Genomic DNA, 26,901 nt, shown 5'->3' with positions numbered 1-26,901 from the left:
GATGGAACTCCAGATCACCGATCTGACCAAGGAGTACCGCGGCGGCAAGCGCGCGGTGGACTCCTTCTCGCTGACCCTGCGCCCCGGTGTGCTCGGCCTGCTCGGCTCCAACGGCGCCGGCAAGTCCAGCCTGATGCGAATCCTGGCCACCGTCACCAAGCCGACCTCCGGCCGGGTGTTCTGGAACGGCACCGACATCGCCGAGAACCCCGGCCCGCTGCGCCGCACCATCGGCTACCTGCCACAGGACTTCGGCGTCTACCCGCAGCTGACCGCCCGCGAGTTCCTCTCCTACCTGGCCTCGGCCAAGGGGCTGCAGGGCCGTTCCGCGAACGCCCGGATCACCGAGCTGCTCGACCTGGTCAACCTCTCCGGAGCCGCCAAGCAGCGGCTCGGTTCGATGTCCGGAGGCATGCGCCAGCGGGTCGGCATCGCCCAGGCGCTGCTCAACGACCCCCAGCTGCTGATCGTCGACGAGCCGACCGTCGGCCTCGACCCGGAGGAGCGGATGCGGTTCAGCAACCTGCTCACCGGCCTCGGCTCCGAGCGGATCGTGATCCTCTCCACCCACATCGTCTCCGACGTGGCGGCCACCGCCGACCGGATCGCCATCATGGGCAAGGGCCGGCTGATCCACCACGGCACCCCGGAGGAGCTCCTGCGGCTCGCCGAGGGCTCGGTCTGGGAGCTCACCGTGGCCTCCGACCAGATCCCGGCCCTGCGCTCGCGGTTCGTCCTCGGCGGCACCACCCGCACCCCGCAGGGCGTTCGCGCCCGGGTGATCTCCCCGCACGCGCCCGCCCAGCACGCCGAGCCGGTCCCGCCGGGGCTCGACGACGCCTACCTGCTGCTGACCTCCGCCCCGGCTCCGGCCGTCCCGCAGGCGGTGGTGCGCTGATGGCGGGCACCGTCACCGCGCTCGCCCTCGCCGACTTCCGGGAGCGCCGACGCCGTCCCGCCTACCTGGTGGTCCTGCTCGGCACGCTCGCCCTGGGCCTGCTGGCCGCCCCGGTCGGCTCCTCGACCTGGCAGGTCTTCCAGATCAGCGGCTACCGGGGCCTGTACACCAGCGGCTACGTCGGCACCGTCACCGCGCTCGGCGGCGCTGTCTGGTTGGCGCTGGCCGGCTTCAACATCACCCGCGGCACCGTCCCCAAGGACGAGCGCAACGGCGTCGGCCAGATCCTCGCGGCCACGCCGATGACCCGCCCCTCGTACCTGTTCGGCAAGTTCTGCAGCAACCTGCTGGTGCTCGGCTCGATGCTGCTCGCCCTCGCGGTGACCGCGTTCGGCGTGCAGCTGGTCAAGGGCGAGTCGTACCACGTCGACGTCGTGCGCCTGCTGCTGCCCTTCGTCCTGATCACGCTCCCGCTGCTGGCCCTCGTCGCGGCCTGCGCGGTGCTCTTCGACACCCTGCCGGGCCTGCGCGGCGGCGTCGGCGCGCTGATCTGGTTCGTGGTCTGGCTGGTCGGCATCATGGCCTCCCAGGCCTCCGGCGCGTACGACCTGCTGAGCATGGAACGGATCAGCGAGTCGATGCGCCGGGCGATCTCGGCGGCCGGGCACCCGGCCGAGGCGGTGCGCTTCGGCGTCGGCCTCACCTCCGACGACAAGACCCCGGTCACCTTCGACTGGCAGGGCCTCGGTCTCGGCGATCTGGGCGGCGGCCTGCTGGCCAACGCCGCGCTGTTGGTGGCCGGTTCGCTGGTGGCCGCGCTGCTGTCGGTGCTCTGGTTCCGCCGCTTCGACCCGTCCGCCGCCATCGGCGCGGTCGGCGCGCTGGTCACGGGCGCCAAGGGCGCGGCCGACCGGACCGGTGCCGAGCACGCCGACCACGCCGAGGAGCCGGCCGCCGGCGCGGGCACCTCCTTCGGCCTCGACCCGTCCCTGTTGACGCCGCCCCGGATGGGCTCGTCCTTCCTGCCCACACTGGTCGGCGAGGTGCGCGTCCTGCTCCAGGGCATGCGCTGGTGGTGGCTGGGCACGCTGGCCCTGGCCGTGCTCGCCGCGTTCGTCCCGAGCGGGAACGTCCTCCACCCGGTGCTGCCGCTCACCGTGCTCTGGCCGGTGCTCATCTGGTCCCGGATGGGCAACCACGCCGGCGCCGGGAGCATCGACGACCTGCTCGCCGCCTGCCCGGCCGCAGGCCGCCGGCTGCTGGCAGGACTGCTCGCCGGGATCGCCGTGGCGCTGGCCGTCACCGCGGTGCCGATCGTCCGGCTGATCGCCTCCGGCGACACCGGCGCGGCGGTCGCCGCCCTGGTCGGCGCCCTGGTGGTGCCCGCCCTGGCGATGCTCTGCGGGATCGTCAGCCGCGGTCCCCGGCTGTTCCAGGCGCTCTACCCGCTGCTCTGGTACGCGATGTTCAACCGCATCCCCGAGGTCGACTTCCTCGGCGTGGCGGAGGGCAAGGGCCCGGGCACGGCCGCGGTGGCCGCCGCCGCGGTGCTACTGGCCGCCCTGGCTCTCGGCGTGGACTCCGTACGGCGCGCCAACCGCTGAACCACCGCCCTCCGGGACAGGCCCGGCCAGCCCCGGCCCCAGGCCCGAGCGGCGCCCGGCACCCCCGTCCGGGCGCCGCTCCGACCCGTCCCCGTCCAGCCGACGGCACCGACCGCCCGGCCTACCCGCTCCCCCGCGACCTTCCGGCCTCCCGTTCCCTGATCGACCGTCCGACTCCACCGACCCGAAAGGCCGGCCCGTGCGGCTCCCCAGCCTCCGAGACCTCCTCGCCCAACCGGCCCCGGACGAGGCGTCCCCGGCGACGCCGGTGTCCACCCTGCCGCGCGCCGCCCGGGCCGCCCTGGCGGTCGGGTTCGGCGTGCTGTGGCTGCTGGACCTGGCCATGAGTCTGGACACCGCCGGACCACTGCTGCCGCTCGCCGGGCTGGTCCCGGCCGCCCTGGTGCTGTTCGGCCCGCGCGGCCGGCCCGAGCTGCGCGCCGGGGCGGCCGCGCTCTGGTCGCTGGTCTGGTCCGCCGTGGGCTTCGTCCGCGGCACCGAGCAGGACTCCCCCGGGCTGATGGAGCTGCTCGCGCTCAGCCTCCTGCTGATCACCACCGCCCGGCACATCCGCGCCCGCGCCGCCGTCCTCGGCACCTGCGCCGCCCTGGTGATCGCCCTGCTGGGGCTGGCCGCACGGGTGTCCCGCAGCGCCTCCGGGACGGTGCTGACCGTCGTGCTGCTGGCCATCGTCGCCGGCGTCGCGATCGCCCTCGGCTGCTACCTGCGCGCGGCCGACACCCGCCGGCTCCGGGCCGTGGAACAGGTTCGCCGCGACGAACTGATCGACCTCGCCAACGACCTCAACGACTTCGTCGCCCACCACGTCACCGGCATCATCGTGCTGGCTCAGGCCGGCCGGGCGATCTGGCAGACCGCGCCGCAGGAAGTCGTCCCGATCTTCGACGACATCGAGCAGGCCGGCAGCGAATCCCTGGAGTCGATGCGGCAGTTGGTCGCCATGTTGCGGGAGGGCACCGACCTGGCCGCCGCCTCGCCGCTCTCGGGGCAGGGCATCGCGCACATACCCGTCATGGTGGAGTCCTTCCGCCGGGGCGGCGCCTCGGTGGACCTGCAACTGGACGAGGCCGCGCTCACCGCCCGGCTCGCCCCCGAGATCGCCACCACCGCGCACCGGGTGATCACCGAGGGCCTGAGCAACGTGCGCCGGCACGCCCCGGACGCCACCGGGGTCACCGTACGGATAGGCCTCGGCCCGTCCACCCTGGAGGCCACCGTACGCAGCGGACCGCCGCGCGGGGGAACGGCCCGCAAGGGTCTGCGTGTCCCCCACCTCGGACAGCAGGACCTAGGCCTCCTCGGGCTCCAGGAGCGCGTCCGGGCGGTCGGAGGAACGCTCACCGAGCGCCCGGACGATGCGGGAGGATGGGAGCTGACGGCCCTGCTCCCCGTGAGGAACACGGACCCCAGCACTCGGAGGATGCCGGCATGACCATCAAGGTGCTCATCGCGGACGACCAGGACATGGTCCGCACCGGCTTCCGGCTGATCCTCGACAGCCAGCCCGACATCGAGGTGCTCGGCGAGGCCGCCGACGGCGCCACCTGCGTCGAACTCGCCCGCCGGCTGAGGCCCGACGTCTGCCTGGTCGACATCAGCATGCCCCGGCTGAACGGCCTGCAGGTCACCCGGCTGCTGGCCGGCCCCGGGGTGAGCGACCCGCTGCGGGTGGTCGTGGTCACCACCTTCGACCTGGACGAGTACGTCTACGGCGCGCTGCGCGGCGGCGCCCAGGGCTTCCTGCTCAAGGACAGCGGATCGACCCTGCTGATCGAGGCGGTCCGCGCGGTCGCCGCCGGCGACGCGATGGTCTCCCCCGCCGTCACCGTGCGGCTGCTCAAGCGGCTCTCCGCCGCCGGGCCCGGGGCGGCCCAGGCCGCCGCGACGACGCTCTCCCCGACCGTCCTGACCGACCGGGAACTGGACGTGGCACGGCTGGTCGCCCGCGGCCGCACCAACCAGGAGATCGGCGAGACGCTGGCCATCTCCCTCTCCACCGTCAAGTCCCATCTGGCCAGCGTCCAGACGAAGTTGAAGGTTCGCAACCGGGTCGAGATCGCCGCCTGGGCCTGGGAGGGCGGCACCATGCAGCGGGGTGAGGGATAGGGACGACACCCAGGTAGAACACCCTCTGTTCGCCGCACCTCCACCGCCCCCACCCTTCCTGTCACCGAGTGCGACCCCCTGGCCCGATCCTGCGGATCTCCCGAACGGGGGATACCCCGGCACGCCGGCGAACGGCGATGATTGCCCCCAGTCGAATGAGGGGGAACTTCGGCCGAACGTCCGCGTGGCCGAGTTCTCTTCGGGGGAAGGGGAACACGTTCGTGAGCCGCATCGTCTTTTCCATGGAGGACCTCGTCCGCGTCCGGGTCGCCGGACCACCGACAGCCGAGGCCGAGGCGGCGTTCGCCTTGGACAACTGGTCGAAGAACTCGGGTGGTTACTTCCGAAGATGGCATCAGACAGTCACCAACAGCGTACGGAGCCGAGAAGAGCTCCAGCGTCTGATACACCGCTTCGACCTTTCCGGACGGACCATCTGGGATCTGCTCGGCGCTCCGCCACCGCAGGTGGACGATCCGTCCGACCCGTTACCGCGGCTTCCGGAACGAACCACCGGTGAGGACCTCTCCTCCGGACCGGACGGCCTGGTCCAGGAGTTCGGCACGATCGCCGTCCTCCCGTACTGGCAGGCCATCCACGCCCGGCTGGTCCGCGACACCGACGCCTACCGGCAGATCATGAGCGCCTCCGGAGTTGAGACGCTGCTCCAGGCCCTGCACCCGCGCGTCCACTGGCGGGCACCGGTTCTGGAGGTCGAGGACGACCGGGACGAGACCATCGAGCTCAGCGGCCGCGGCCTGCTCATCACGCCGTCGCTGTTCCTGACCGCGCCCGCCGTGGTCCCGCCGCACGCCACCGTGGTCAAGGCCGAACCGGCCCCGGCCCTGGTCTTCCCGATACGCCCGGACTCCCGCGGGGACGCCGTGCTCGGCACCCGTGAGGCCGAGCGGCCGCTCGACCCCGCCCAGGGCGAGGCCCTCGCCAGCCTCGTCGGCAGGACCCGGGCCGCCCTGCTGGAGGCCCTGCTCAACGGCAGCACCAACGGCGAACTCGCCGACCGCGTCGGCGTCTCCAACGCCGCCGTCAGCCAGCACACCTCGGTCCTGCGGGCGGCCGGCCTGATCGCCACCCGTCGCACCCGCAACCTCGTCCTGCACACCGTGACTCCCCTGGGCCGTTCCCTGCTGAACGGCGGCACCCGTCTCCTGGCCCACCCCCCGGGCACGGCGCCGCACCGGAACGCGCCCCACGGCCGGTCCGTCCTGGCCGGCCGGTAGCCCTCGGCCCACCGCCGGGTCCGCGGCCCCACCGCGGCCCCGGCCCCGCGTTCGCCAGACGTTTTCGGGCCTCTCTTAATCGCCTGTCCCCGGCAGCGGCCACGCGGCGAAGATGACAGCGTTCCCGATCCCCGACACCACCGCACAGACGAGGTGAAGCCGCCGTGACGAGATCGCGTACGGACCTTGAAGTGTCCTTCCTCGAAGAGAGCGGGACGGTGCAGCCCGTCGCCACCGTTCCCGACCGGACGGAGCGCGGCGAGTGGCTGCTCGCCCACCGCCCCGAACTACGCCGGCTGACCCTGCGCCACGGCTCGCTGAGGCTCATCGGCGCCGCGGTCGCCTCCACCGACGAGCTGGCCGACGTGGCCGCCGTCCTCGGCGGCGGCGCCCTGGAGTACACCGAGCGCTCCACCCCGCGCTCGCGGGTCGCCGGCAGCGTCTACACCTCCACCGAGTACCCGGCCGACCAGCGCATCCCCCAGCACAACGAGAGCTCCTACTCCTCGCGCTGGCCGGACCACCTCTTCTTCCTCGCCACCCGCACCCCGAGCACCGGCGGCCAGACCCCGGTCGCGGACAGCCGCACCGTCCTCACCGAGCTCCCGGCCGAGCTGGTCGAGAAGTTCTCCGCCCTCGGCGTGCGCTACACCCGTGCCTACCACGACGGCATCGGCCTCTCCTGGCAGGAGGCCTTCCAGACCGAGGACCGCGGGCACATCGAGGCCTACTGCCGCGACAACGGCATCGCCTGGGAGTGGGAGGGCGACCTGCTGCGCACCAGCCAGGTCCGCCCGGCGCTCACCCGGCACCCGGTGACCGGCGAGACCGTCTGGTTCAACCAGGCCCACCTCTTCCACATCGGCTCACTGCCCGCGAAGACCACCGAGGCCCTCCTCGCCGTCTTCCCCGAGCAGAACCTGCCGCGCAACGCCTACTTCGGCGACGGCAGCCCCATCGACGCCGACACCCTGGCCGAGATCCACGCCGCCTTCGACCGCACCACCCTCGCCCCCGACTGGACACAGGGCGACGTCATGGTCGTCGACAACATCCTCGCCAGCCACGGCCGAGCCCCCTACAAGGGCGACCGCACCGTCCTGGTCACCATGACCTCCGCCACCTGGGCCGACTGGCCCGCCCCCTGATCCCCGCCCCACGCCACCCCACGCACGCAAAAGCCCCAGGTCACGGCGAGTGAGTCCTGGGGCTTCTACAGAGCCGCCTGCGGGATTCGAACCCGCGACCTACGCATTACGAGTGCGTTGCTCTGGCCAGCTGAGCTAAGGCGGCGCCGTTGTCACGCGTGGTGGCAACGCGGGCCAGTCTACACAGGTTTCGCGGGTGATCCACACCCGGTTGGCGGGGGTGGGGGTCAGGCGGAGGAGACGGCGAGTTTGGCGGCGAAGCCGGCGAAGAGGACGGCGACGCCGCTGGTGAGGGTGGCGGAGAGGCGACGGCGGCGGCGGAAGGCGGTGGCGAGGGTGGTGCCGGCGAAGATCAGCAGGGAGAGGTAGAGCACGCTGAAGGTCTGCAGGATGCCGCCGAGCAGGCCGAAGGAGAGGGCCGGCTGTCCGTAGGCCGGGTCGACGAACTGGGTGAAGAAGGAGAGCAGGAAGAGGATCGCCTTCGGGTTCAGCAGGCTGATCACCAGGGCGCGGCGGAACGGGCGCTCGACGGGTTCGGCGGCCGGTTCGGCGGTGGCGGCGGGGTTGTCGGCGGTCCGGCGTTCGCGCCAGAGCTGGCGGGCGGCGCGGAGCATGCCGTAGCCGATCCAGAGCAGGTAGGCGGCGCCGCCGAGCTTGACCACGGCGAAGACGGCCGGGTTGGCCTTGAGGAGGGAGGCGGCGCCCAGCGAGGTGAGGCTGATCAGGGTGAGGTCGCCGACGAAGACGCCGGCGGCGGCCTGGTAGCCGGTCCGGATGCCCTTGCGGGCGGCGACGGACAGCACGTACAGGGAGTTGGGGCCGGGCAGTAGGACGATGACGAGGGCGCCGAGGACGTACGTCGCCAGGTCGTTGACTCCGAGCACGGTGCGCTCCGGGGAGGGGAGGGGATGAGGGCGGGGGGCGCTCATCGTAACGTCGCACCGGCGGTCGGTTGAAGCGGAAACCATCCCGCCTACCGGGTGCAGCGCGCGCCCGGCTCCGGTGCCTCGCCCGCCAGCAGGTAGCGGTTGACCGCGCCGTCCACGCAGGCGTCGTGGTGCGCGTACGCGGTGTGGCCGTCCCCGTCGTAGGTGAGCAGGCGTCCGGACTCCAGTTGCCCGGCCAGCGCCTGGGCCCACGCGTACGGGGTGGCCGGGTCGCGGGTGGTGCCGACGACGACGATGGGGGCGGCGCCGGCGGCCCGGATGGTGTGCGCCGTGCCGGTGGCCCGGACCGGCCAGTAGGTGCAGGCCAGCGCCATCCACGCCATGTCGCGGCCGAAGTGCGGCGAGGCCTGTTCGAAGTCCGGCACGGCGCGCTGGACGTCCTCCGGCCCGGCGAACGGGGCGGGCAGGTCGAGGCAGTTCACCGCCGTGTTGGCGAACATCAGGTTGGGGTACGAGCCGTCCGCCTCGCGCCCGTAGTAGGAGTCGGAGAGCCTCAGCAGGCTGGTGCCGTCGCCGGCCTTGGCGTCGGTGAGCGCGGTGCGCAGTTTGGGCCAGAGGAAGTCGGCGTACATGGCCTGGATGACGCCGGTGGCCGCCTGGGCCTCGGTGAGTCGCCGGCCGTGGTCGGTGCTGGGCAGCGGGTTGGCCTGGACGGTGGCGAGCAGGGCGGTGAGCTGCTCGCCGATCTGCTGTTCGGTGCGGCCGAGCGGGCAGTCCTCGTGCTTGGCGCAGTCCTTGGCGAAGGCGGCCCAGGCCGTCTCGAAGCCGCCGGCCTGGGTGCGGTTGCCGGTGACCGAGTCGAGCGACGGGTCCACCGCGCCGTCCAGCACCAGCCGCCCGACCCGGCCGGGGAAGAGCCCGGCGTAGGTGGCGCCGAGGAAGGTGCCGTAGGACTTGCCGACGTAGTTCAGCCGCTCGTCGCCGAGCAGGGCGCGCAGCACGTCCATGTCGCGGGCGGCCTCGACGGTGCCGAGGTGGCCGAGCGCCGCCCCGGCGCGCTGGCGGCAGCCCTCGGCGAACTCCTTGTCGGCGGCGACCAGGGCGTCGATTCCGTGCTGGTCGCCGGGGGTGAGGTCGACGGCGGTGTAGGCGTCCATCCGGTCGCCGCTCAGGCAGGTGACCGGGTTGCTGCGGCCGACCCCGCGCGGGTCGAGGCCGACCAGGTCGTACCGGGCGCGCACGCCGCTGTCGTACGTCCGCGCGGTGGCCTCCAGGTACTCGACCGCCGAGCCGCCGGGCCCGCCGGGGTTGAGCAGCAGCGAGCCGAGCCGGCCTCCCCCGGCCCCCTCCTCGGAGCCCGAGCCCGAGCTCGCCGGGACGGCGGTGGCGCGGGCCGCCACCAGGGTGAGGTCACCGTCGCCGGGGCGGTCGTAGTCCAGCGGCACCCGGAAGGCGGTGCACTCGAATCCGCCGTCGCACGGCTGCCAGTCGAGCCGCTGCGCGTAGTACGGGGCCAGCCCGGCCGGGACGGCGGCGGGCAGCGGCTCCAGCGGCGTGACCCCGGGCGCGGCCGGGCTGGACGGCCCGGCGCCCCCCGCCCCGGACGAACCCGCTGAACCCGCTGAACCCGAGGAACCCGAGGAACCCGACGAGCTCGTCGAACCAGACGAACCCGAGGAACCCGACGAACCCGCACCGCACCCGCCCGCCAGCAGCCCGACGGCGAGCGCCGCCGCCAGTACCCGCCCGGTGGCCCTCATCCGACCCCTCGCGATCATCCGAGCCCTCTCGATCGTCACCCAGGGTCGTCGCCCGGCGACCCGACTCGCATTGCACCACAGCACGCCGCCCGGCACCCGCCACGGGCACCGGGCGGCGACGCCCCGTCCGGGACGGCGACTCAGGACGCCTTGGCCAGCGCGTCGGCCAGGTACTGCGCCGCCTGCCGGACGAGCCGCATCCGCTCCCGGTCGGGGGTGTAGTCCTGCACGTTGTCGGAGATCTTCACCTCGGCCTTGGCCGCCGGTCCGGCCCCGGCCGTGAGCGCGGCCTGGAGCTTGCGGGCCGCGTCCAGCCCGGCCGTGTCGGCCTTGGCGGCGGCCAGCAGGAGCTTCGCCGCGCTGCCGGCCGGGGCCTCGGCTCCGGCCTGGGTGAGCGCGGCGGCGTCGTAGCGGCCGGACACCGCGGCGGCGGCGCCGTACAGGTCGGGGCGGGACAGCCCGGCGGCGGCGGCGCACGGCGCACCGCCCTCGACGCCGAGGGTGCCCCAGGAGGCCGGGCCGGGCGCCAGGATGCGGAACGAGGCGGCGATGGCGGCGCGCAGCGTCTCGTCGTCGGCGACGGCGGCCGGCGCGGCGGCGACCAGGTCGCAGGGGTGCGCGGTGCCGTTCGGCGCCTCGGGGGCGACCAGGATGAAGGGGCGGGCGCGGCCGGTCTGCAGGGCCGCGGTGAGGCCCTCGAAGACGTCCGGGACCTCGGCGTCGGCGGTCTTGCGCGGGGTGGCCGCCTGCATCACGACGACGGGGAAGCGCGCGTTCGGCTCCTTGGCGTACTGCGGCGGGAGCCAGACCCGGACGGTGCGCGGCTGCCCGTCCGGACCGGGCACGGCGGACTGCAGCAGCTCGCCGCCGCCCGGCTGGCCGACACCGTCGAAGTGGCTCACGGCGGCCGACGGGGCGGCGGAGGCCGCGGCCGGCTCCGCCACGACGGGCGGCGCCGGCTGCTGCCGGACCGCCGGTCCCCCGCCCTGGCCCGTACCCGCCGCGTCGACCACCGGCTCGGCCCGGTCCGATTCCTGGCCGCGGGGGGCCAGGCCGCCGAACGCCCCGAGCGCCGTGAGCAGCGTCAACGCGGTGACGCAGACCCCGCAGATCATCGCTCCGGCCGCCCGCACCAGCATCGGCCAACGTTCACCGGCCAGTTCGTAGGTCGCGGCGGCGCGCAGGTCGCGCCAGCGCTGGAGCGCGCCGCGGGCCAGCCAGATCCCGCCCAGCGCGGCCATCAGCAGAGGGATGACGAGGAGCGAACGAACCATGGGACGCACCGCCTCGGGAGGAGGGCCGGCGCCGGACGGGACCCGGTGCCGTACGGGGGCGACGGCCCCGGCACCGGGGCACAGTCGGCCCCCAGCGTGCACAACGGGCGGACGGTCACACGCGGGTGTGCCCGGCGCGTATCGATCATTCACTCGAAGGTGGGACAACGGGACGGCTCCGGGAGGCCTACGCCGGTCCTACGCCGGGCGTTCAGCCCGACGGGCCCACCCCGAACGGCCCGGCGGCCCGACGGCCCGACGGCCCGGCAGCGCGGCAGCGCGGCAGCGCGGTTCAGCTCAGCCCGCGCGCAGCGCCACCGTCATCGCCTCGACGGCGAGCAGCGGATCCACGTTGCGGTCCAGCGCCTGCCGACAGGCGAGCACCGCCTCGATCCGGCGCAGCGTGCTCTCCGGCGGGCCCTCCTGCGCGACCCGGTTCAGGGCCTGCCGCTGGTCCTCGTTGGCGAGGGTGCCGCTGGAGCCGAGCTGCAGCGCGAGCACGTCCCGGTAGAAGCCGAGCAGGTCGAGCAGTGCGACGCCGAGGGTCTCCCGGCGGGTGCGGGTGGCCCGGCTCTTCTGCCGCTTCTCCAGTTCCTTGACCGCCCCGGCCATGCCGCGCGGCGCCTTGCTGCCCTCGGTGGCGCCGTAGGCGGCCTTCAGGTCGTCGGTCTCCTTGGCGTCCTGGGTCTCGGCGAGCGCCTCGGCGTCGGCCTTGGCGGTGTCGACGAGGCGCTGGGCGGCGGCCAGGCAGCCGCCGATGTCGGCGACCTCCAGCGGGATCCGCAGCACCTCGGCGCGGCGGGTGCGGGCCTGGTCGTCGACGGCGAGGCGGCGCGCGCGCCCGACGTCGCCCTGCCCGGCGAGCGCGGCCAGCCGGGCCGTCTCCGGGTCGACGCCGTCGCGGCGGACCAGCATGTCGGCGACGGCCTCGGCGGCGGGCGTGCGCAGGACGAGCAGGCGGCAGCGCGAACGGATGGTCGGCAGCACGTCCTGGACGGAGGGAGCGCAGAGCAGCCAGACGGTGCGCGGGGAGGGCTCCTCCACGCCCTTGAGCAGCGCGTTCGCGGCGGCCTCGGTGAGCCGGTGGGCGGCGTCGACCAGGATCACCGACCAGCGGCCGCCGGTCGGGTAGCTGGAGGCACGCAGCACGAGCTCGCGCATGTCGCCGACGCCGATGGACAGGCCGTCGGTCCGGACGTACTTGACGTCGGCGTGGCTGCCGGCCAGCACGGTGTGGCAGCCGTCGCAGAACCCGCAGCCGGGCGTACCGCCGAGCGCGAGGTCCGGGCTGGTGCACTGGAGGGCCGCGGCGAACGCGCGCGCAGCGGTGACCTGCCCGGCCCCGGGCGGGCCGGTGAACAGCCAGGCGTGCGTCATCAGGGAGGCGTTCCCGCCCGGCTGCGGGCCGGCTCCGCGGCCGGCCGCGATCGTCGCCCCGGCCGACCGGGCGGCGGCGGTCAGCTGCTCGACCACCCGCTCCTGGCCCACCAGGTCGTCCCAGACGGCCACTGCTGCTCCCAAGCTCCGTACGGCAGCGCTCCCGGCGCCTCTTCCCCGCCGTCGAGCATACGTGTCCGCTCCGACAGCCACGGCGCCCTCCGGGGCGCCCGACGCCGAAGGAGGCGCCCCGACGCCGAAGGCGACGGGCGGCGCCGCCGGGGCTCTCCACCCCGACGACGCCGCCCGTCGTCCGTACCGCTGTCCTTGCCGTCGTCCGTACCGCCGCAGCCCGAGGTCAGCCCCGACGGCCCCAGCGACGGCCCTTGCCCTTGCCGCCGCCCTCGCCCTGGTCGCCCCCGGGGGCGGGCCGGTCCTGGCCGCCACGCGGGCCCTGCGGGGCCGGGCCGCCGTGATTCCAGCGCGCCCACTCGTCACGCGAGCCGAGCAGGGTGTCGGTGAGGCTCGGCAGGTCGTCCATCGGCGTCTCCTCGGCCCACTCCGGCCGGGGTCGCTCGGCGGTGGCCTGCGACTCGTCGGCGGGCTGCGGCTCGTCGCCGACCACCGGCAGCTCGCGGGTGCTGTCCACCGGCTCCTCGCGCCACAGCCCCGGCGGCACCCGGTCCTCGGTACGGCCCGCCTCGGTACGACCCGCCCCCGCACGGCTCGGCTCCACCCGGCCCGGTGCCGGGCGCTCCGGGGCAGAACGCTCCGGCACAGGACGCTCCGGCGCCGGACGCCCCGGCTCGATCCGCGGCAGCACAGCGGTCCGGTCCGCCTCCTCCGTGATCTTCGGCAGCACGGCCGTCTCGTCCACGGCGGTCGGCGGGACGACCGGCAACTGGGCGGTCTCGTCGGCGGCCTCCGCCGCCCGGACGGCCGCCCGGCTGTCCCGCAGCGACAGCTCCCGCGTCGCCTCGTCGGTCCCACCGGGCCCGGGAGTGCCCACGGACCCCGCCCCCGGGACGTCCCGGACGGCCCGCAGCTCGGTGGTCACGGCATCCCCAGGAACCGAACCAGCAGCCTGACCAGCAGCCGAGCCTGAGGCCGAACCCGCCAAACCCGCCGAACCCGCCGGACCGGCCGAACCCGCCAGGCCCGCCGAACCCGCCGCCGCCCGATCCGCCGCCGTCTGCGCCGCCGCAGCCGCGGCCGCGAGCGCGGCGGCCTGCGCCAGCCGGGCCTCCTCGGCCCGCTGCAGCGCCTCCTCCGCCCGGCGGCGCTGCTCCTCGCGCTGGAGTTCGCGCTGCCGCTGGAGCTCCGCCTGGGCGGCCGCCTCGTCGGCGAGGCGCTTGCGTTCGGCGGCCTCCGCCGCCAGCCGGGCGTCCTCCTCGGCCTTCCGCTCGGCCTCCTCCTCGGCGCGGCGGCGGGCTTCCTCCTCCGCCCGGCGGCGGGCCTCCTCCTCGGCCTTGCGCCGGGCCTCGGCGGCGGCCCGCTCGGCCTCCTCCTTGGCCAGCCGCTCCTGCTCGGCCTGTTCGGCCCGCAGCTGCGCCAGCACTTCCTGCCGCTTGCGCTCGGCGGCCTCGGCCTCGGCCTTCTTGCGGGCCTCCTCGGCGGCGCGGCGCTCGGCCTCTTCGCGGGCGAGCCGCTCCTGCTCCGCGCGAGCGGCCTTCTCCTGCTCGGAGAGCGGCAGCTCGCGGTCGAGCCGGTGCCGGATCGCGGTGGTGACGAAGCCGGGGGCCTGGCTGCCGTCGACGACCAGGTAGCGCGCCGGGTCGGCGGCCGCGAGGGCGAGGAAGCCGGCCCGGACCCGCTGGTGGAACTCGGTGGGCTCGGACTCCAGCCGGTCGAGCGCCTCGGTGAAGCGCTCCCGGGCCCTGGTCGGGTCGACGTCCAGGACGACGGTCAGGTCGGGCAGCAGCCCGCCGGTCGCCCAGCGGGAGATCCTGGCGACCTCGGTGGCGGCCAGGTCGCGCCCGGCGCCCTGGTAGGCGATGGAGGAGTCCATGTACCGGTCGGTGATCACCACGGCGCCGCGGGCGAGGGCCGGCCGGATGACGTTCTCGACGTGCTCGGCCCGGTCGGCGGCGTAGATCAGCGCCTCGGCGCGGTGCGACAGGCCGGTGTTGCCGACGTCCAGGACGAGGCCGCGCAGCCGCTGGCCGACCGGGCTGCCGCCGGGCTCGCGGGTGAGCACGACCTCGTGCCCCTTGCCGCGGATCCACTCGGCGAGCGCCTGGGCCTGGGTGGACTTGCCTGCGCCGTCGCCGCCCTCCAGGGCGATGAAGAAGCCGGTGCCGGCGCCCTGGCGCGGGGCCGGGCCGACGGCGCCGCGCACCGCGTCGACCAGGTCCCGGCCGAAGGGCGCGGTGCCGCGCCGGTCGTCGGTCCGCAGCAGGACGACGGCGGCGAGGACGAGCGTGAGCAGCCCCGAGGTGGCGACGGCGAGAGCCGCGCCGCCGTGGATGAAGGTGAACGAGCCGGGCTCGACCGTGCCGTACTCGACGTCCCCGTACGCCGCGGCGATCAGCGGGACGACGACCAGCGCGGCGCCGACCACGACCCGCAGCACCGCGTACAGGTGCTCGGTGACCTTCGGCAGCCGGGCCTCCTCGACCTCCTGGCCGAGTAGGGTGCGCCCGGCGGAGACGACGATCCCGGCGGTGAGGCCGGCCAGCACGGTGAGGGCCAGGACGAGGACGAAGTCCAGCACCAGCCCGGCCAGGATCAGCGCCACGCCCTCGGTGAGCAGCGCCAGCGCGAGCAGGCGGCGGCGCGAGAGCGCGGGCAGCGTGGCCCGGGTGAGCCGGGAGCCGAGGGCGGGCGCCGCGGTGGCGGCGAGGACCAGCAGGCCGTAGCCGATCGGCCCGGCCCGGTGCTCGGCGGCGGTGAGCAGCGCGAGCGCGGCGACGCCGGCCATCGAGGCGTACCCGGCGGCGACGGCGAAGGTGAAGTACGGGGCGCTGCCGGTTCGGCCCTTGCTCAGCGCGGGGCCGGGGGTGGCGTCGGTGGGGGCGCGCAGGCCCTGCAGCGGCGAGTGCGGGGCGACGGCCACCAGGCCGACGGGCAGCTGCTGGAGGTAGTCGCGGGCGGCCGAGGCGGCGAACAGGCTGGCCGCGCCGAGCGCGGCGAGGGTGAGCTGGTGGGCCCGGAGCCAGTCCGAGCCGAGCGCCGCGCCGATGTTGTTCAGCAGGGTGAGGGCGACCAGGCCGGCGGCCGCGAGCGGCAGGGTGGCCCAGCCGGTGAAGCGGTCGAGGCTCCGGACGGTGTCCAGGTGGGCGGCGGCGGGCCGCTGCTCGGCGGCGGGGGCGTACGGATCGGCGGGCGGCAGCAGGCCCGGGACGGCGGCGTCCTTGGCGATCCCCCGGACCCGCTCGGCGGCACCGGTGACGAACACCGTGGCGAGCAGGACGTAGGCGGCGGCGCCGGAGGGCTTCGGGCCGGAGCCCAGCCAGACGGTCCACCAGGGTGCGAGGCCGATCAGCAGGGCGCACAGCGCGTCGGCGCCGAACAGCGTCCAGCGCCGGTCCAGCCGGCCGGCGACCAGCCGGTGCACCGGCCCGAGCAGCGCGACGCCGACCAGCCCGGTGGCCGCCAGCCGGAGGGCGAGGACCGCCGTGACGGCGAAGGCGAGGCTGCGCGGCAGGTCGCCGAACCGGCCGCCGAGGGCGACGGCGATCACGGTGAGCGCGAGCAGCACCAGCAGGCCGAGCCGGTCGGCGGTGCCGCCGATCAGCTGGGTGGTCCACAGGCGCCGGTAGGGGCGCGTCCGCAGCAGCGCGCGAGCCCGGTCGACCGGGGTCCCGGCTGGCGCGACCTCGGGCAGCCCGGACGTGGCGTCGCGGGCGGCCGGGGCGGCGCTGGGGGTGGGCTGCTCCTCGCTCGTCATACGGTCAGCGTAGCGGGCTGAGGTTGACCGGAATGAGATGAACGGGGTTCCGGATCCCGCTCATCACCGGGTTGTGACGTTCCGCGCACACCGTCCGACCGGCCTCGGGCCCGCGTCCCCGGGGTGGGGTCGCGGGCCCGTGAGCACTGGCGGGCACTGGCAGGCACTGGCGGAGACGCCGACGAAGGCACCGGCAGCGGCACCGACGGAGCCCCTGCCGGAGGATCCGGAGGAGATCAGCCCTCGTCGGTGGCCGCGGCCTTCCCGACGGCGGTCTTCTTGGCCGCGGTCGCCTTCGTCGCCGTCGCCTTCGTCGCGGTCTTCTTGGCGGCGGTCTTCTTCGCGGTCGCGGTCTTGGTGGCCGCGGTCTTGGTCGCCGTCGCCTTCTTGGCGGTCGTCTTCTTGGCCGGGGCCTTCTTCGCCGTCTTCTTCACCGGCCCGCGCGCCCGCTTCTCGGCGAGCAGCTCGTAGCCGCGCTCCGGCGTGATGGTCTCGACCTCGTCGTCCTTGCGGAGCGTGGCGTTGGTCTCGCCGTCGGTCACGTACGGTCCGAAGCGGCCGTCCTTGACCACGACGGGGCGCTCGCTGACCGGGTCGGTGCCCAGCTCCTTGAGCGGCGGGGCGGCGGCGGCCCGGCCGCGCTGCTTGGGCTGGGCGTAGATGGCCAGGGCCTCCTCCAGGGTGACCGTGAACATCTGCTCCTCACTGGTGAGCGAGCGGGAGTCGGTGCCGCGCTTGAGGTACGGGCCGTAGCGGCCGTTCTGCGCGGTGATCTCCACGCCCTCGGCGTCGGCGCCGACCACACGCGGCAGCGAGAGCAGCCGCAGCGCGTCCTCCAGGGTGACGGCGTCCAGCGACATCGTCTTCAGCAGCGAGGCGGTGCGCGGCTTGACCGCGTTCTTGCCGGTCTTGGGCGTGCCCTCGGGCAGGATCTCGGTCACGTAGGGGCCGTAACGGCCGTCCTTGGCGACCAGCATGTTGCCGCTGACCGGGTCCGGGCCGAGCTCGAAGTCGCCGCTGGGCTTGGCCAGCAGTTCCTCGGCCAGCTCGACGGTGAGCTCGTCCGGCGGCAGGTCGTCGGGGATGTCGGCGCGCTGGCCGGGCTCGCCCTCGACGTCGGAGGCACGCTCGACGTACGGGCCGTAGCGGCCGACCCGCAGGGTGATGCCGTCGCCGATCCGGAACGAGCTGATCTCCCGGGCGTCGATCGCGCCGAGGTCGGTGACCAGTTCCTTCAGGCCGCCCAGGTGGTCGCCGTCGCCGTTGCCGGCCTCGGCGGCGCCGCCGGTCGCGTGGCCGTCGCCCTCGCCGAAGTAGAAGCGCTTCAGCCACGGCACGGACTTGGCCTCGCCGGCCGCGATCCGGTCGAGGTCGTCCTCCATCTTGGCGGTGAAGTCGTAGTCGACCAGCCGGCCGAAGTGCTTCTCCAGGAGGTTGACCACGGCGAAGGAGAGGAAGGACGGGACGAGCGCCGTCCCCTTCTTGAACACGTACCGGCGCTGGATGATCGTGTCGATGATCGACGCGTAGGTGGAGGGGCGACCGATCTCCCGGTCCTCCAGCTCCTTGACCAGCGAGGCCTCGGTGTAGCGGGCCGGCGGCTTGGTGGCGTGGCCCTCGGGGGTGAGCTGCTCGGCGGCCAGCGGGTCGCCCTCGACGACCTGCGGCAGCCGGCGCTCGCGGTCGTCCAGCTCGGCGTTCGGGTCGTCCGCGCCCTCGACGTAGGCCTTGAGGAAGCCGTGGAAGGTGATGATCTTGCCGGAGGCGGAGAACTCGACGTCACGGCCGTCCGCGGACGCGCCGCCGACCTTGACGGTCACCGACTGGCCGACCGCGTCCTTCATCTGGGAGGCGACGGTGCGCATCCAGATCAGCTCGTAGAGCCGGAAGTCGTCGCCGGTCAGGCCGGTCTCGGCGGGGGTGCGGAAGCGGTCGCCGGAGGGGCGGACGGCCTCGTGCGCCTCCTGCGCGTTCTTGACCTTGCTGGCGTAGGTGCGCGGGGCGTCCGGCAGGTAGTCGGCGCCGTACAGCTGGGTGACCTGCGCGCGGGCGGCGGAGATCGCGGTCTCCGACAGCGTGGTGGAGTCGGTACGCATATAGGTGATGAAGCCGTTCTCGTACAGCTTCTGGGCCACCTGCATGGTCCGCTTGGCGCCGAAGCCCAGCTTGCGGCTGGCCTCCTGCTGGAGCGTGGTGGTGCGGAACGGCGCGTACGGCGAGCGGCGGTAGGGCTTGGACTCGACGCTGCGGACGCTGAACGCGGTCTGCTCCAGGGCGGCGGCCAGCTGCCGGGCGGCCTGCTCGTCCAGGTGCAGCGTGTTGGCGCTGCCGGCCTTCAGCCGGCCGTCCGAGCCGAAGTCGCGGCCGGTGGCGATCCGCTTGCCGTCCACCGAGGAGAGCCGGGCGCCGAGGGTCTCCGGGTTGGCCGCGTCGGCCGGGGTGCGGCCGGTGCCGAAGGTGCCGACCAGGTCCCAGTACGAGGCGGTGCGGAAGGCGATCCGCTCGCGCTCGCGCTCGACCACCAGCCGGGTCGCGACGGACTGCACCCGGCCCGCCGAGAGCTTCGGCATGACCTTCTTCCACAGCACCGGCGAGACCTCGAAGCCGTAGAGGCGGTCGAGGATGCGGCGGGTCTCCTGGGCGTCGACCAGGCGCTGGTTGAGCTCGCGCGGGTTGGCCACCGCCTCCTGGATCGCCGTCTTGGTGATCTCGTGGAAGACCATCCGGTGCACCGGCACCTTGGGCTTGAGCACCTGCTGGAGGTGCCACGCGATGGCCTCGCCCTCGCGGTCCTCATCGGTGGCGAGGAAGAGCTCGTCGGACTCCGCGAGCAGCGACTTCAACTTGCTGACCTGGGACTTCTTGTCCGCGTTGACCACGTAGATGGGGGCGAAGTCGTGGTCGACGTCCACCCCGAGGCGGCGCACCTCGCCGGTGTACTTGTCCGGGACCTCCGCCGCGGTGCTGGGGAGGTCGCGGATGTGCCCGACGCTCGCCTCGACGATGTAGCCGGGGCCCAGGTAGCCCTTGATCGTCTTCGCCTTGGCCGGCGACTCGACAATGACGAGTCGCTGTCCGTGCGCGGTCTCGCTGCTCGGGGACACCTTCGCTCTTCTCTCCCGGTCCTTATGTGGGCTGGTCGGCGCCGGCAGCACGGGCTGCGCTCCGCCCGACCCCTCCACCGTCCCGGGGCTGCCGCTGTACGACGACCCCACCAGCGGAGTGTGACCGTACCCCGGCCACCCTTGTCAAACGGAAGGATCCCGCGTTTTCACTTTGCCGGGCTCACCGACGCCACTCGAACGGTAACCCGATGACGGAGGTTCGCGCCCCGTGGAGGGGGGCTTCGGCGGGTTCCGGAGGATGGAATGACGGATTTCAAAATCTGTCAACGGAATATCGACGGCCCCGCGGAGGGCTGCGGCGGGGCCTCCGCAGAGCGCCGGCCACCGGTTCCCGGCGAGCCCGACCGGGGTCGGGCGTACGCCCCGGATTCAGCCGTTGACCGCCGCGAGCAGCCCGGCGCCCGCCGCCAGACAACCCATGCCGAGCACGCTCCACAGCAGGTCGGCGACGGCGGCCCGGCGGACCTCCCCGGCCGCCAGCACCACCCGGCTCGGGCGGCGCGGGTCGTAGCAGATCCGCACCGGAGCGCCCGGAGTGAAGCGGTCCGGACGGCGCAGCGGGGTGTGTCCGCGCGGACGGGTGAGCACCAGTTCGGCGATCCGGCCCGCCCCGGCTCCTTCGACCGGGGGCAGGACGGAGAAGGAGAGCAACGGGGCGCTGTCGAGCTGGCCGTGCGCCTCGTCCTCGGCCACGACCGTGGCCACCGCCGGCGCCCCCGAGCGGCGGACCCGGTGGCGCAGGCGCACCTCGGCGGCGCACCAGAGCAGCAGCACGCCACCGAAGAGGGCGAGCACCAGCCCGCCCACCGTCGCCGTCGTCGTGTCCACCCCTGGCCCCCGGCTCCCCAACTCTGTCCACAGCCTGTGGACAGAGCCTCGCAGCAGGGGGCCAACGCGCGGCGGCCGACCGGAGACCGCCGGACGAACCGGGGGGCACGGGAAGGTGAACCGGCGCCGACCGCCCCCGCCAGGGGCACCGCGCCGGGGCACCACCCCGAGGGCGCCGGGCCAGGTGCGCCGGGCCAGGTGCGCCGGGTCAGGTGCGCCGGGCCAGGTGCGCCGGGTCAGCCCGCCGGGCGGATGAACCCCTGCTCGGTCAGCAGCCGCAGCGACTCGGGCACCCGGTCCCGCAGGACCACCCGGTCCTCGCCGAGCAACTGCGCGATGGCGTCCACGATCTCGCCCGCCGACAGCGAACCGTCACAGACCCCGACGAAACCGGCACCCACCGTGTCCACCTTGGTGGCCCGCCGCATGCCCCGGTTGTGACGCAGGATCACGTGCTCCGGGTCCTCCGCGCCCGGCTCGCCGACCTGCTCCTGGACCACCTCGTCGGCCAGCACGTAACGGGTCGCGAGCAGGCCCGCGTCGTCGCGCGAACGCAGGAAGTCCTGCCGGTCGAACCACTCCTCGATGTGCGGGCCCAGCGGCTGCTCCACCGGGTGCGGCCACTCCTCCACCCGGACGGTCGGACGCTCCGCGCCGCTCGCCCGCAGGGTGATCCAGCCCATGCCGATGCCCTCGACCCGGCCCGCCTCGAAGGCGTCCAGCCACTCGCCGTACCGGGCCTGGTAGTCGCCGCCCGGACCGCGGTGATCGCCGCCGTCCCGCAGCCACAACTCGGCGTACTGGGCGACGTCCTGGACCTCCCGCTGGACGATCCAGGCGTCCAGCCCGGTGCCCGCCACCCAGCCGGCCAGCCGCTCGTGCCAGTCCTCGCCCTTGACGTGCTGCCAGTTGGCGAGCAACTGGCAGTAGCCGCCCGGCTCCAGGTGGTCGGCGGCCGAGCGGACCAGGCTGCGGCACAGGTCGTCGCCGGCCATGCCGCCGTCGCGGTAGGTGAACCGGCCGGCCGGCGAGATCACGAACGGCGGGTTGGAGACGATCAGGTCGAACCGGCGCTCCCCGACCGGCTCGAAGAGGCTGCCGGCGAGCGCCTCCCGCCGCTCGAAACCGGACAGCGCGAGGGTCAGCTCGGAGAAGCGCAGCGCGCGAGGGTTCAGGTCGGTGGCGGTCACCTGCCCGGCGTGCCGGGCAGCGTGCAGCGCCTGCACGCCGGAACCCGAACCGAGGTCCAGCGCGGACCGGACCGGACGGCGCACGGTGATGTTGGCCAGCGTCGTCGACGCGCCGCCGACCCCGAGCACCAGGTCCTTGCGGGCCACCCCGTGCGCGGTCTCGCCGGATCCGATGCCGCCCGCGCCACCCACCGCGCAGCCCAGGTCGGACACCACCCAGGCGTCCGAACTGTCCATCCCGGCCACTTCGTTGGCGTACGGCCGGACGTCCACCGTCGCCCGCACCAGTTCACCGTCGGAGCGCAGCCAGCCGTCGGCCAGGCAGTCCTCGACCGGCAGCGCGGCCGCGGCCGCCCGGTACGGCACCGGCTGCTGGAGCAGGAACAGCCGGACCAGCGTCTCCAGCGGGCTGCCGCCCCTGGTCGCCCGCAGCGCCGGCACGGCCTCGCTACGGGCCAACGCCGCATAGCCGGTGGGCCCGAGCAGGTCGAGGCAGCCATCGGCGGTGAACGAGGCGGCGAGCAGCGCCTCACGCAACTTGGCGAGGCGGGTCTGGTCGAGAACGGGGCTACTGATCACCCCGCCATTGTCCCCCGCCCCGGACCGGGCGGCCGCCGGGTCCGGGGCGGGTCGAGGGGGTCGGGGGCGGGTCGAGGGGGTCGGGGGCGGGTCGAGGGCGGGTCGGGGGCGGGTCGAGGGTGGGTCGGGGTCGGGGTCGGGCACCCTCCGGACCGGCACCGGAGCGGCCGGCCCGACGGGCCCCGGGCTCAGCTCGCGCTGGGCACGGGGGTGGTCGGGGTGGTCGGCGGGGCGGCGGGCGGGCTCGCCGGGGTGGTGTCGGTGCCCGCGGAGGGGGCGGTCGACGGGCTCGCGCCGTCCGTCGCGCCGGGCGCGGGCGTCCCGCCGGGCGCCCCGGCGCTCGGGGTGGCGGACGCGCCGCCCGGGGCCGCGGCGGCGGGCTTGCAGCCGTCCTGCTTGGCCATGGCCGCACCGAGGTCGCCGCGCTGCAGCTTGCCCTGCGCCTGCGTGGACAGCGAGGCCAGCTGCTGGATCTGGTCCGAGATGCTGCGCAGGCCGTCCGCGAACTTCGACTGGTCGGTGTTGGTCACGGCGTCCAGCTTCTTCTGGATGTCCTGATAGCCGTCGGCCGCCTTGGTCAACTCGGCGACGGCGTCCTTCTGCAGGTTCGCGCCGTCCTTCACCTTGGGCACCCCGGCCGCGGTGATGGCCGCCGCGATGTCCTGGTTGGTCTTGGCCAGCCGCCCGATGTCCGTCGAGAGCCGCTTCTGCAGCTCGGTCGGGGTCTCGCCGGTCTTCACCTGGGCGGTGTCGGCGAGCGCGGCCTGCGCCTGGACGATCGGGTCCTTGGCCGAGCCGCAGACGTTCGACGCCCAGGACTCCAGCTGCTTGCCGTTGTCGTCGCCGCAGCCGACGGCACCGAACGCGAGCAGCGCGCCGAGGACGGGTACGGCCAGCAGTCGCTTGTTCACCGGGAGAGGCCTTTCGGTTTCGGTCGTCTTCGGTCGTCGAACCTACACGGCCGATGTCCGCCGACTGGCGCCCGGTTCCCGGACCTCGGGTTGCCCCCACCGGGTGCCCGGCCCCGCTCAGGCGCGCTCGACGCGGATCGGGCGGACTCAACGCGGATCGGGCGGACTCGACGCGGATCGGGCGGAAAGGATAGCCGGGCCGGGCCGGACGGCGCGCGGCACGCTGACCGGCGTGCCGAAGCAGACCTCTTCGCCCCAGGCGCTCACCGAGGAGCAGATCGGCAGCTCGGCCCGGAGCGCCTTCCTTGTCCCCGACGGGTCCGATCACCGATCGGACCCGGTCGTGCCGGAAGCAACGAACCGCCAGGTTCAACAACGTGTCAACGCGTCCCGGAGGACTGGACCGACACCCGGACCACCCGGGGCGCACGAGGCACGCCGAAGGTCGGGCCCTCAGACCACCACTGACTCGACCGAGACCGGCCAGCTCATCCGGATCAGGCCGCCGTCCGTGCCGTTGGTGACCTCCAGGTCCTCGACCAGGCCGGTGATCACCGCGAGGCCGAGGGTGTCCTCGTCCGGGTCCGCCTCCTCGGCGGCGCCGGGGGCCGGGACGGCGGCGGGGCCGGCCTCGTCCTCGACCTCGATGAGGAAACGCTTCTCCTGGTCGGTCAACGCGACCCGGACCGTGCCGCCGATGCCGCCGCGCTGGTGCAGGCCGACCGCGCGGGAGCAGGCCTCACCGACCGCGAGCCGTACCTCGTCGAGCACCGACTCGTCGACCCCGGCCCGTCTCGCGACGGCCGCGGCGACCAGCCGGGCCGTTCGCACGTGCTCCGGAAGCGCGCTGAATCGAAGTTCGACGGTTGCCATCTCTCCCCTTCGGGGTGCTCCGACCGGGGCCGACGATGCGGCCCCTGCGGGCCGGCGGAACCGGCCCCGGGGCGGCCGGGGAAGCACCGGGGCCCGCAGGCCCCGGCACCCCGGACGCGTGGGACGAACGGGCCGGCCTCCACGGGCACGGGCCGGCCCGGCCGCGTCAGTCGGTCGCGTTGACCGCGTCGTCCACCGAGGTGTGGATCGGGAAGACCTTGGTCAGGCCGGTGATGCGGAAAATCTTCAGGATGCGCTCCTGGTTGCAGACCAGGCGCAGCGAGCCCTCGTGGGCACGCACCCGCTTCAGACCGCCCACCAGCACACCGAGGCCGGTCGAGTCGAGGAAGTCAACGCCTTCCATGTCGACGACGAGGTGGTACTTGCCGTCGTTGACGAGCTCGACCAGCTGCTCCCGCAGCTTCGGGGCGGTGTACACATCGATCTCGCCGCCAACCTCGACGACCGTACGATCGCCGACTGAACGGGTCGACAGGGACAGGTCCACGGAACCTCCAGCACCTTGCCTTGCTACGTCATGTGCGATCCTCGGCCGGCCGGCCGCCACCGCATGGTCGCGAGCCCGGGCGCGCCCAGCCACACGTGGCAAGCCTCGGCGCTGCGACCCACGGCCATCCGGCCGTCACGGCCACATTCAACCACCTGCGACCATGCCCGCACGATGGCTTACGACGATTCTCCGTCACGCCGGTGACACACTGGGTCCTCATGCCGCCCCGACACAGCCTGCCCGAGGCACTGCTCACGACCCTGTCCACCAGCCGGGGGCGGTCCGACCGGCTCACCCATACGGAGCACCTTCCCGCCCGACCTGCGCGTTATGCGCCGTGGCCCGAGTCGATCCGGCCCGAGATCGTGGCCGCCGCGCTCGCCGTCGGTGTGGAGCAGCCCTGGGCGCATCAGGCAGAAGCGATGAAACTGGCCAAAAGCGGTCAGACTGTGGTGATCGCCACAGGCACCGCCTCGGGCAAGTCGCTCGGCTACCTGGCCCCGGTCCTCAGCGACCTGCTGGAGGGCACCGAGGCCCGCAACGGCCGCGGCGCCACCGCGCTCTACCTCGCCCCGACCAAGGCGCTCGCCGCCGACCAGCGCCGCCGGGCCGCCGAACTAGCCCCGCCCCGGGTCCGACCCGCCCTCTACGACGGCGACACCCCGCCCGAGGAACGCGAGTGGGTCCGCCAGTACGCCTCGTACGTGCTCACCAACCCGGACATGCTGCACCGCGGCATCCTGCCCGCCCACGCCCGCTGGGCCTCCTTCCTCAAGGTGCTGCGCTACGTGGTCGTCGACGAGTGCCACAGCTACCGGGGCGTGTTCGGCTCGCACGTCGCCCAGGTGCTCCGGCGGCTGCGCCGCGTCTGCGCCCGATACGGTTCGTCACCCACCTTCCTGCTCGCCTCCGCCACCACCGCCGACCCGGCCGCCACCGCCGAGCGTCTGACCGGCCTGCCCGCCCGGGCGGTCACCGAGGACGCCTCGCCGCGCGGGCCGATGGTCTTCGGCCTCTGGGAGCCGCCGCTGACCGAGAACGTCGGCGAACACGGCGCGCCCGTCCGCCGCACGGCCACCGCCGAGGCCGCGCACCTGCTGACCGACCTGGTCGAGCGCCAGACCCGCACCGTCGTCTTCGTCCGCTCCCGCCGGGCCGCCGAACTCGTCGCCCTCCAGACCCAGGACCAGCTCGGCCGACCGCTCGCCGACCGGGTGGCCGCCTACCGCGGCGGATACCTCGCCGACGAACGCCGGGCCCTGGAACGCGCGCTGCACACCGGCCGACTGCTCGGACTCGCCTCCACCTCCGCCCTCGAACTCGGCGTCGACGTCTCCGGCCTCGACGCCGTCCTGATGGCCGGCTACCCCGGCACCCGGGCCTCACTCTGGCAGCAGGCCGGGCGGGCGGGCCGCGAGGCCCAGGGCGCGCTGGCCGTCCTGATCGCCCGGGACGACCCGCTGGACACCTACCTGGTGCACCACCCGGAGGCGCTGTTCGCAGCGCCCGTCGAAGCCACCGTGCTCGACCCGGACAACCCCCACGTGCTCGCGCCGCACCTGTGCGCGGCAGCCGCCGAACTCCCGCTCACCGACGCCGACCTGGAGCTGTTCGGCCCCTCCACCGCACCGCTGCTGCTCGTCCTGGAACAGCGCGGCCTGCTGCGCCGGCGCAGCGACGGCTCCTGGTACTGGACCCGCCGCGAACGCGCGGCCGACGCCGTCGACCTGCGCGGCAGCGGCGGCAGCCCGGTGCAGATCGTCGAGGCCGACACCGGCCGGCTGCTCGGCACGGTGGACGCCGCGGCCGCCCACACCACCGTCCACACCGGGGCCGTCCACCTGCACCAGGGCCGCACCTTCCTGGTCCGGGAACTCGACCTGGAGAACTCGGTCGCCCTGGTCGAGCCGGCCGACCCGCCGTACACCACGGCCGCCCGCGACATCACCTCCATCTCCGTGCTCGACACCGACACCACCGTTGCCTGGGGCGAGGGCCGGCTCAGCTTCGGTTCGGTGGAGGTGGTCAACCAGGTGGTCGGCTACCTCCGGAAGCGGATCTCCACCGGGGAGATCATGGGCGAGAGCAAGCTCGACCTGCCGCCCCGCACGCTGCGCACCCGCGCGGTCTGGTGGTCCGTCACCGAGGACCAGCTGCTGGACGCGGACCTTCCGCTCGACCAGCTGCCCGGCGCCGCCCACGCCGCCGAACACGCCTCGATCGGCCTGCTGCCGCTGTTCGCCACCTGCGACCGCTGGGACATCGGCGGCGTCTCCGTCCCGCTGCACCCCGACACCGAGCTGCCCACCGTGTTCGTCTACGACGGCCACCCGGGCGGGGCCGGCTTCGCCGAACGCGGCTTCCAGCGGGCCGTCGAGTGGCTGACGGCCACGCGCGAGGCGATCGCCTCCTGCGAGTGCGAGCGCGGCTGCCCGTCCTGCGTCCAGTCACCCAAGTGCGGCAACGGGAACGAACCGCTGGACAAGGCCGCGGCCGTCCAACTGCTGGACGTCCTGCTGGCCGGCGCCCCCAGGACGGCAGGCTCCGGGGAAGCAGGCTCCGGGACGGCGGACCCCTCCACAGGCCCCTCAGCGGACTCCTCAGCGGATTCCTCAGCGAGCTCCGAAGCGGACCACGGGACGGACTCCGAGAAGGGCTAGGAGACGAACTCCGGGGCGAAGC

Annotated in this window: 18 protein-coding genes and 1 tRNA gene; 7 read left to right on the top strand and 12 right to left on the bottom strand. The window is 74.3% G+C overall.

Going from position 1 to position 26,901, the window contains the following annotated elements:
• Position 1 precedes the first annotated feature (1 nt).
• The 6 genes from AB0O19_RS26965 (at position 2) to AB0O19_RS26940 (ending at position 7,015) form a co-directional block, all read left to right on the top strand.
• On the top strand, positions 2-898 hold the full coding sequence (locus tag AB0O19_RS26965) for an ABC transporter ATP-binding protein (RefSeq protein WP_363623113.1): 897 nt from the start codon (positions 2-4) through the stop codon (positions 896-898).
• Entirely contained in the window at positions 898-2,502 is a 1,605-nt protein-coding gene (locus tag AB0O19_RS26960) for a hypothetical protein (protein WP_363623111.1), read from the top strand. Before AB0O19_RS26965 ends, AB0O19_RS26960 begins: the two co-directional genes overlap by 1 nt.
• Before the next feature lie 199 nt (positions 2,503-2,701).
• Entirely contained in the window at positions 2,702-3,955 is a 1,254-nt protein-coding gene (locus tag AB0O19_RS26955) for a histidine kinase (RefSeq protein WP_363623109.1), read from the top strand.
• Positions 3,952-4,629, top strand: coding sequence for a response regulator transcription factor (locus AB0O19_RS26950; protein WP_363623107.1), 678 nt, complete (start codon positions 3,952-3,954; stop codon positions 4,627-4,629). Before AB0O19_RS26955 ends, AB0O19_RS26950 begins: the two co-directional genes overlap by 4 nt.
• A gap of 467 nt (positions 4,630-5,096) precedes the next feature.
• Positions 5,097-5,867 (top strand): winged helix-turn-helix domain-containing protein, encoded by a 771-nt coding sequence (locus AB0O19_RS26945; RefSeq protein WP_363623105.1) that lies wholly within the window; start codon positions 5,097-5,099, stop codon positions 5,865-5,867.
• A 191-nt stretch (positions 5,868-6,058) separates the two neighbouring features.
• A complete protein-coding gene (locus tag AB0O19_RS26940) occupies positions 6,059-7,015 on the top strand; it encodes a TauD/TfdA family dioxygenase (protein WP_363623103.1) in 957 nt (318 codons plus the stop codon).
• A 71-nt stretch (positions 7,016-7,086) separates the two neighbouring features.
• On the opposite strand, the gene AB0O19_RS26935 is transcribed toward AB0O19_RS26940, so the two are convergent.
• The 12 genes from AB0O19_RS26935 to bldG form a co-directional block, all read right to left on the bottom strand.
• Positions 7,087-7,160: transfer RNA gene (locus AB0O19_RS26935), tRNA-Thr, on the bottom strand.
• Between the two features lie 82 nt (positions 7,161-7,242).
• Positions 7,243-7,899, bottom strand: a complete 657-nt coding sequence (gene leuE, locus AB0O19_RS26930; protein ID WP_363623101.1) for a leucine efflux protein LeuE — start codon at positions 7,897-7,899, stop codon at positions 7,243-7,245.
• A gap of 89 nt (positions 7,900-7,988) precedes the next feature.
• Complete coding sequence (locus AB0O19_RS26925; protein ID WP_363623099.1) at positions 7,989-9,662, bottom strand: alpha/beta hydrolase; 1,674 nt, start codon at positions 9,660-9,662, stop codon at positions 7,989-7,991.
• A gap of 140 nt (positions 9,663-9,802) precedes the next feature.
• A complete protein-coding gene (locus AB0O19_RS26920; RefSeq protein ID WP_363623097.1) occupies positions 9,803-10,936 on the bottom strand; it encodes a hypothetical protein in 1,134 nt (377 codons plus the stop codon).
• Positions 10,937-11,233: 297 nt separating this feature from the next.
• On the bottom strand, positions 11,234-12,445 hold the full coding sequence (locus AB0O19_RS26915) for a DNA polymerase III subunit delta' (RefSeq protein WP_363623153.1): 1,212 nt from the start codon (positions 12,443-12,445) through the stop codon (positions 11,234-11,236).
• Between the two features lie 226 nt (positions 12,446-12,671).
• Positions 12,672-16,202, bottom strand: coding sequence for a dTMP kinase (tmk, locus tag AB0O19_RS26910; RefSeq protein ID WP_363623095.1), 3,531 nt, complete (start codon positions 16,200-16,202; stop codon positions 12,672-12,674).
• 236 nt (positions 16,203-16,438) lie between these two features.
• Positions 16,439-19,306 (bottom strand): type I DNA topoisomerase, encoded by a 2,868-nt coding sequence (gene topA, locus AB0O19_RS26905; protein ID WP_363623093.1) that lies wholly within the window; start codon positions 19,304-19,306, stop codon positions 16,439-16,441.
• Positions 19,307-19,696: 390 nt separating this feature from the next.
• Positions 19,697-20,155 (bottom strand): DUF3592 domain-containing protein, encoded by a 459-nt coding sequence (locus AB0O19_RS26900; protein ID WP_363623091.1) that lies wholly within the window; start codon positions 20,153-20,155, stop codon positions 19,697-19,699.
• 236 nt (positions 20,156-20,391) lie between these two features.
• On the bottom strand, positions 20,392-21,924 hold the full coding sequence (locus tag AB0O19_RS26895) for a methyltransferase (protein ID WP_363623089.1): 1,533 nt from the start codon (positions 21,922-21,924) through the stop codon (positions 20,392-20,394).
• A 188-nt stretch (positions 21,925-22,112) separates the two neighbouring features.
• On the bottom strand, positions 22,113-22,835 hold the full coding sequence (locus AB0O19_RS26890) for a hypothetical protein (protein WP_363623087.1): 723 nt from the start codon (positions 22,833-22,835) through the stop codon (positions 22,113-22,115).
• Positions 22,836-23,288: 453 nt separating this feature from the next.
• Positions 23,289-23,708, bottom strand: coding sequence for an ATP-binding protein (locus AB0O19_RS26885; protein WP_350882018.1), 420 nt, complete (start codon positions 23,706-23,708; stop codon positions 23,289-23,291).
• Between the two features lie 166 nt (positions 23,709-23,874).
• A complete protein-coding gene (gene bldG / locus AB0O19_RS26880; protein ID WP_049659132.1) occupies positions 23,875-24,216 on the bottom strand; it encodes an anti-sigma factor antagonist BldG in 342 nt (113 codons plus the stop codon).
• 221 nt (positions 24,217-24,437) lie between these two features.
• On the opposite strand from bldG, the gene AB0O19_RS26875 reads away from it, so the two are divergent.
• Entirely contained in the window at positions 24,438-26,879 is a 2,442-nt protein-coding gene (locus tag AB0O19_RS26875) for a DEAD/DEAH box helicase (RefSeq protein ID WP_363623085.1), read from the top strand.
• Positions 26,880-26,901: the final 22 nt, after the last annotated feature.

Origin of the sequence: Kitasatospora sp. NPDC091276, assembly GCF_040684355.1 — a bacterium.
Taxonomy (GTDB): Bacteria; Actinomycetota; Actinomycetes; order Streptomycetales; family Streptomycetaceae; genus Kitasatospora.
Note: the sequence above shows the minus strand (reverse complement) of the source record. Positions and strands in the feature narration are given on the sequence as shown.

Coding starts and splice junctions, on each gene's coding strand:
- tmk (WP_363623095.1), bottom strand. CDS start 16,202: ATGACGAGCGAGGAGCAGCCCACCCCCAGCGCCGCCCCGGCCGCCCGC.
- AB0O19_RS26885 (WP_350882018.1), bottom strand. CDS start 23,708: ATGGCAACCGTCGAACTTCGATTCAGCGCGCTTCCGGAGCACGTGCGA.
- AB0O19_RS26925 (WP_363623099.1), bottom strand. CDS start 9,662: ATGAGGGCCACCGGGCGGGTACTGGCGGCGGCGCTCGCCGTCGGGCTG.
- AB0O19_RS26875 (WP_363623085.1), top strand. CDS start 24,438: ATGCCGCCCCGACACAGCCTGCCCGAGGCACTGCTCACGACCCTGTCC.
- AB0O19_RS26920 (WP_363623097.1), bottom strand. CDS start 10,936: ATGGTTCGTTCGCTCCTCGTCATCCCTCTGCTGATGGCCGCGCTGGGC.
- AB0O19_RS26965 (WP_363623113.1), top strand. CDS start 2: ATGGAACTCCAGATCACCGATCTGACCAAGGAGTACCGCGGCGGCAAG.
- AB0O19_RS26950 (WP_363623107.1), top strand. CDS start 3,952: ATGACCATCAAGGTGCTCATCGCGGACGACCAGGACATGGTCCGCACC.
- AB0O19_RS26960 (WP_363623111.1), top strand. CDS start 898: ATGGCGGGCACCGTCACCGCGCTCGCCCTCGCCGACTTCCGGGAGCGC.